The organism is Bacillus sp. ME78, assembly GCF_903970865.1.
GTDB classification, from domain to species: domain Bacteria; phylum Bacillota; class Bacilli; order Bacillales; family Bacillaceae_G; genus Bacillus_A; species Bacillus_A cereus.
The window spans coordinates 1-5,051 of the sequence record NZ_CAJCKK010000060.1 but is presented as its reverse complement, the minus strand read 5'-3'; the positions used below and the strand labels follow the sequence as shown (position 1 = coordinate 5,051).

Here is a 5,051-nt window from a genome sequence, read left to right as displayed (position 1 = left end):
TTTTGTTGGCCTTTTTGCATTGCAGCAACTGTATCTTTTGTATCTTGTTGAATGGCTTGTATTAAATGATTGATTTCAAATGCAGATGTTTTAGACTGCTCAGCTAAATTTCCTACTTCCGCTGCCACTACTGCAAATCCTTTGCCGTTTTCTCCAGCACGTGCAGCTTCAATTGATGCGTTTAAGGCAAGTAGGTTTGTTTGTTCAGCAATATTAGTGATTGCATCCAGAGCTTTATCTATTTCTAGCGTACGTGTAACAAGCCTCTCAATTACTTTAGAAGTTTCTTCAACAACCTCATGAATACTATTCATTTGAAGTATAGATTGTTTTATCACTTCACTACCAGAATTGACTTGTTCTGTTGTTGTGACAGCCACTTCTGTAACCGTTGCTGAGGATTCAGCTACTATTTGAACTCCAGTCGCAATTTCTTCCATTGAAGATGCACTTTCTTGAATACTAGTAACTTGTCCTTCTATTTTTTTATCAACCTCAGAAATAGTTTGAACAACCTCACTTGATATATGAGATGCTCGTTTAGTATCTTGTAACATCCCATCGGTTGAAGAAATAACCTCCTGTGTTGTGTTTTTTACTTCTCCAATTAATTGTTGTAAGTTATCCAACATGTTATTAAAAGATTTCACCATGCTTCCCAATTCATTATTTGATTTATAAGAAGTACGTAACGTTAAATCACCTGCAGATACCCCTTCCATATCTCTTTCTAATAGTACAATTGGTTGTTTAATCGTACTTTTAATGATATAACCAATAAAAATAACAATTGCAATTGCTATAATGGAGATACTAATAAACAGCATCATGATATTTGTTGCACTGTCAGTATTATTTTTTTGTAATTGATCTGCATTATTATTATTAAATTGGATAAGTTCGCGAATTGCCTGAATTGACTTTTTCATATTAGGATCAACCTCTTTTAGGTAATAAGCATATGCTTCTTCATTATTAGATTGTCCCAAATCTTGCACTTTTTTCAGTTGTGTTCTTAAGTCTTTGAATATTGTATAAAATGTGTTATACAATTCCTTTTCTCTATTAGAACTAACTCTTGTCTCAAACTTCTTTAATAACTGATCAGTTTCTGCACGAGCCACATCTATTTCTGTTAAAAGTTCTTTTATTCGTTTTTCATCTTTTGATAGGATCGTTTCCTTTACATTCATATTGATTAGATAAAAATTAGACTCTATAGCTCCTATCCACTGAATTGGTAATAAACTATCTTCATACATAGTAGTAGAAGCATGCTCCCCTTTTTTAAGGCCCCAAAATCCTAGTATAGATAATATGATACACGAGACACTTGCTATAACTACCATTACGTTAAGTGTTGTGCCAATTTTACTGTTTTTTAAAAACGACAATTAAATCCACCTCATTGTTATATAGTAATTAAGTAATTGAAATTATAAAAATAAAGGACATTTGATTATTTTTTATATAATGAAAAATCCTATACTTAAATTTAAATAATAAAAAATAAATTTTTAAAAGAGCGTGTTGTTATATATTTAGGTCAACGCGCTCTTACATATATTTAAACCCTATATCAATTTCTTATTCCATTCATTTAAATTATAAATACTTGTTATATTCGCTTATCATGCCAGAAGTTTATTGAAAAATGATTATTCTCATCATAAGCTTCGAATTCATACCCTTTTTCTTTTAATCCTTTTATAATTGCTGGAACTGCCGCAACAGATTGCGGATGAATATCATGCATTAAAATAATTTCTTTTGAAGACGTCGCACCTGCTAAGACATTTTGAACAATTTTTGCGGACGCTACATCAACGGATAATTTATTGTATTTCCAATCTAAAGAATCAATTGTCCAATCCCATACTTTTAAATTATTTCCGACCACTTCATTTCGAAGTGATTCATTTAACCCAGGCATTGATCCATATGGTGGGCGTGTTAATTTCGGTGAGTTTCCAATAACATTTCTAATTAAAGATTGATCCTCTTTCATTTCCTTAACATATTCCTGATTGGTGTATAACTTTTTAAAATCATGTGTCATACTATGCATACCCACATAATGGTTCTCAACATGCTCTCGTTTCACTAAATCTGGGAACCTTTTCACATTATCGCCAATTAAAAAGAATGTTGCTTTCACATTGTTTTTCTTTAATACATCTAATAGGTTAGCTGTATATTTTCCTGGTCCATCATCAAAAGTTAAATATGCAACTTTTCTTTCTTTACCATCAAAACGATTAGATATTGATTTTTTTAATTCATTTTTAGGTAGACTGCTCACTTGTTGAACACTGTTTACCTCTTCCGCATTTACTAGCTTAGGATTCGTAATAGATTGAAACATGTAATACCCTATTGCTACTAATGTAATAGCCAAAAATATACTTATAATTCTTTTTTTCTTAAGCTTAATTTTCATATTATAATCTTCTTTCTATCCTATTATTCTACTTTATGTTGTTTAGTTATATTATTATATTTGTTTATAAAATTATTTAACTCAACAAATCTCAATTTTGGATTACTTATTTTAATAATCTATATAGGTAAAAATTAGTGTCCTGCACTAGCATTCATGCCATTTCCTATAATAGTTAGAACCAAAGGATATAATACTGGTCCTAGGGTAAGAAAAATGTTTAAAATTACAATAAATGTATATAGCAGGCTGTATTTTTGACTATTTTGATGTCCAAATACTAGGATAACCAATGTTATTATAGTAATGAAATGTAGCAATAACATTATCAACCAATAATACATCATTATAGTAAGATTCGCCTTTCCTAATATTTGGCATGTTAACCCTATTATTGTTCCTAATACTGTAGCGTTAAAGGAAATAAACAGAATTCTTTTTAGTATTCTAGGTAATGTTTTGTGATCCACAGTTTTATTATATAAGCCTATTAAAATACCTAAAGATAGATATGCCAGTAATAGCCCTAACCAATCCCAGATCCAATCTTGACCTCCCATTAAATTAAACAAAAGCGAAATAATCCCTCCTACTGCAAGAATCAAGGAGATTATAATGTTAGTTAAAGCTGATTTCATAATGTTTTCACTTCCTAAAAAATTTTATAATAAAGCATTGGTGTTTACTCATATATTGTCATTTACTTATTTAAACTTCTTTTTAATTAACTAAGAACTTGTTTGATAGTATTCTTCCATTACTTTTTTTGGAATCATACTGCCTCCTGTTCCCTATACAATTTGTGTACCTTAATTCAATTTATGTTTTAAATCATTATTTTGTAAATAGCCTCTCCCCCTTTTATGCAATTTAACAGGTCTAATCATTCCTGCTAATGTTGTTGGTTTCTCTTTACCCACTATTATTTCTTTTAATAGCTTATATAAATGATTATCACCAACTGTATAAGCCCCACTTAAAAATGGTTCCATCGCTTTCCCTACAAACCTAGATGCTATTCTAAATGCCAGTCCATCCGCTATTGCATTATTGTCAATCCCAAAATCTTATACATAAATCCAATCATATAATCAGGTCATCATACTTAATAGTTCACATGGAAGAATAAGTATCAATCATTTCTCGTCTTATTTACTATTCTCACAACTATGCAGGTGCTTGAAAATTAAACATACTTTATTATAATTAAGTATAATAACAACATGTTTAGTATAAGTGAATAAAATTAATTTTAATTTTATTCACTTATTTAAAGGGGATTACGCATATGAACAATATTAATATCGGTGAAAAAATTATGGCCTTTAGAAAAGGCGCTGGATTAACTAGTAAACGATTAGCTGAATTAGCTGATATAACACCTTCCATGTTAAGTCAGATTGAGAAAGGAATCACGAATCCATCCTTACAAACACTAAAACTAATTTCTGCAGCATTAAATATTGCTTTATTTAATTTTTTCTTAGAAGATACCAATACAGAAGAATTAGTTGTAAGAGCTAATCAAAGAAAAAAAATAACTTTCCCTGAAAGCGGCAATGTTTCGTATGAGTTATTATCACCTAATTTGAATGGATCACTGGAATTAGCTTTAATGAATCTGTTACCTCAAACCGCTTCTTCTATGGAGCCCATGGCACATAAAGGTGAAGAAATAGCATTTGTTATAGAAGGACAAGTAAAACTATACCTAAATGATGAGGTTTTACTTCTTAACCCAGGTGATAGTGTTAAAATCCCACCATACGCAAAACATAAATGGGAAAACACTTCTTTACACAAAGTCACTGTTATATTTGGAGTAACCCCACCATCTTTTTAATTTGAAGTACTAGCGCATAAAAGTTAGAGAAAATAATTCTCTAACTTTTTTGTATACATAACTATATTTAAAAAGTAAAAAACTTGTCTCATAATTATATGTCATTTAAATCTAAACGATTATGAGTAGTGAAAGAGACCTTTCTAATTACATACTTAATTTACTTTTTAATGTCCAGTATTTTTCTCCAGTAGTGTCAAAAGAGAATTCCACCCATCCATTTGGATCTTCACGATAAATAAAGATGTTTTTTCCACGAGTTACTGTACCAACTTTATTTTCCTCGACCGCTACATCTAATTTACTTTTAATTTTTAAGTTAAATGGATACGGTACATGGTAATAAGCAGCTGTTGATACAACATTTGCTGTTGTCCCATCTTCATACATTTTATATGGAATGTTATTAGATAACGCTTCAACATCTAATGTTTCAGGATTCTTAGGTAATTTTTTTGCAGATGTATAGTCTTCTGCACGGAAAGGTTTAATACGTTCCATAATATTTGCAATTTTTCCAGCCCAGCCTTTGTCTGATGCATATTTTACGTTCATACCAGCTAATGTTGGTCCATTATAATGCATGCCATCTTCTTCTAAATACCTTTCTCGTACATAATTGGCATTATAAGCAATACTGTCACCGTAGGTTGGTAAATATTTTGCATATTTAAACGGATCCTTATCATACGCGCGTAACCCAAATAAATTGTGTTTTCGATATGCGATTTCTGATTTTCCATATCCAGACTCTAAAATTGCATGTGC

6 protein-coding genes are annotated in these 5,051 nt (G+C 30.6%); 1 reads left to right on the top strand and 5 read right to left on the bottom strand.

Annotation, left to right across the window (positions count from 1 at the left end; all coding sequences use genetic code 11):
- From H6481_RS27810 to H6481_RS29040, 4 genes are all read right to left on the bottom strand, one after another.
- Positions 1–1,394: MCP four helix bundle domain-containing protein (locus H6481_RS27810; protein ID WP_182813763.1), on the bottom strand; the 1,394-nt coding region annotated here is incomplete at its 3' end.
- A gap of 224 nt (positions 1,395–1,618) precedes the next feature.
- Positions 1,619–2,440: a peptidoglycan-N-acetylglucosamine deacetylase gene (locus H6481_RS27805; RefSeq protein WP_182813761.1), complete on the bottom strand. Its 822-nt coding sequence runs from the start codon at positions 2,438–2,440 to the stop codon at positions 1,619–1,621.
- A 134-nt stretch (positions 2,441–2,574) separates the two neighbouring features.
- Entirely contained in the window at positions 2,575–3,078 is a 504-nt protein-coding gene (locus H6481_RS27800) for a DUF3902 family protein (protein WP_182813760.1), read from the bottom strand.
- 171 nt (positions 3,079–3,249) lie between these two features.
- The gene (locus H6481_RS29040; RefSeq protein ID WP_259347398.1) at positions 3,250–3,432 is read right to left on the bottom strand and encodes a hypothetical protein; all 183 of its coding nucleotides are present in this window, start codon (positions 3,430–3,432) and stop codon (positions 3,250–3,252) included.
- Between the two features lie 296 nt (positions 3,433–3,728).
- Between H6481_RS29040 and H6481_RS27790 the strand changes: the two genes are divergently transcribed.
- Positions 3,729–4,283 carry a helix-turn-helix domain-containing protein gene (locus tag H6481_RS27790; protein ID WP_182813758.1) on the top strand — a complete coding sequence of 185 codons (555 nt, stop codon included), beginning with the start codon at positions 3,729–3,731 and terminating at the stop codon, positions 4,281–4,283.
- Between the two features lie 147 nt (positions 4,284–4,430).
- Here the strand turns inward: H6481_RS27790 and H6481_RS27785 are convergent.
- Positions 4,431–5,051 (bottom strand): glucosaminidase domain-containing protein (locus tag H6481_RS27785; RefSeq protein WP_182813756.1); only part of this gene is annotated, 621 nt, incomplete at its 5' end.

Bases quoted from the DNA above. Each gene is read 5' to 3' on its own strand.
- H6481_RS27790 (WP_182813758.1), top strand. From the start codon at position 3,729: ATGAACAATATTAATATCGGTGAAAAAATTATGGCCTTTAGAAAAGGC.
- H6481_RS27805 (WP_182813761.1), bottom strand. From the start codon at position 2,440: ATGAAAATTAAGCTTAAGAAAAAAAGAATTATAAGTATATTTTTGGCT.
- H6481_RS29040 (WP_259347398.1), bottom strand. From the start codon at position 3,432: ATGGAACCATTTTTAAGTGGGGCTTATACAGTTGGTGATAATCATTTA.
- H6481_RS27800 (WP_182813760.1), bottom strand. From the start codon at position 3,078: ATGAAATCAGCTTTAACTAACATTATAATCTCCTTGATTCTTGCAGTA.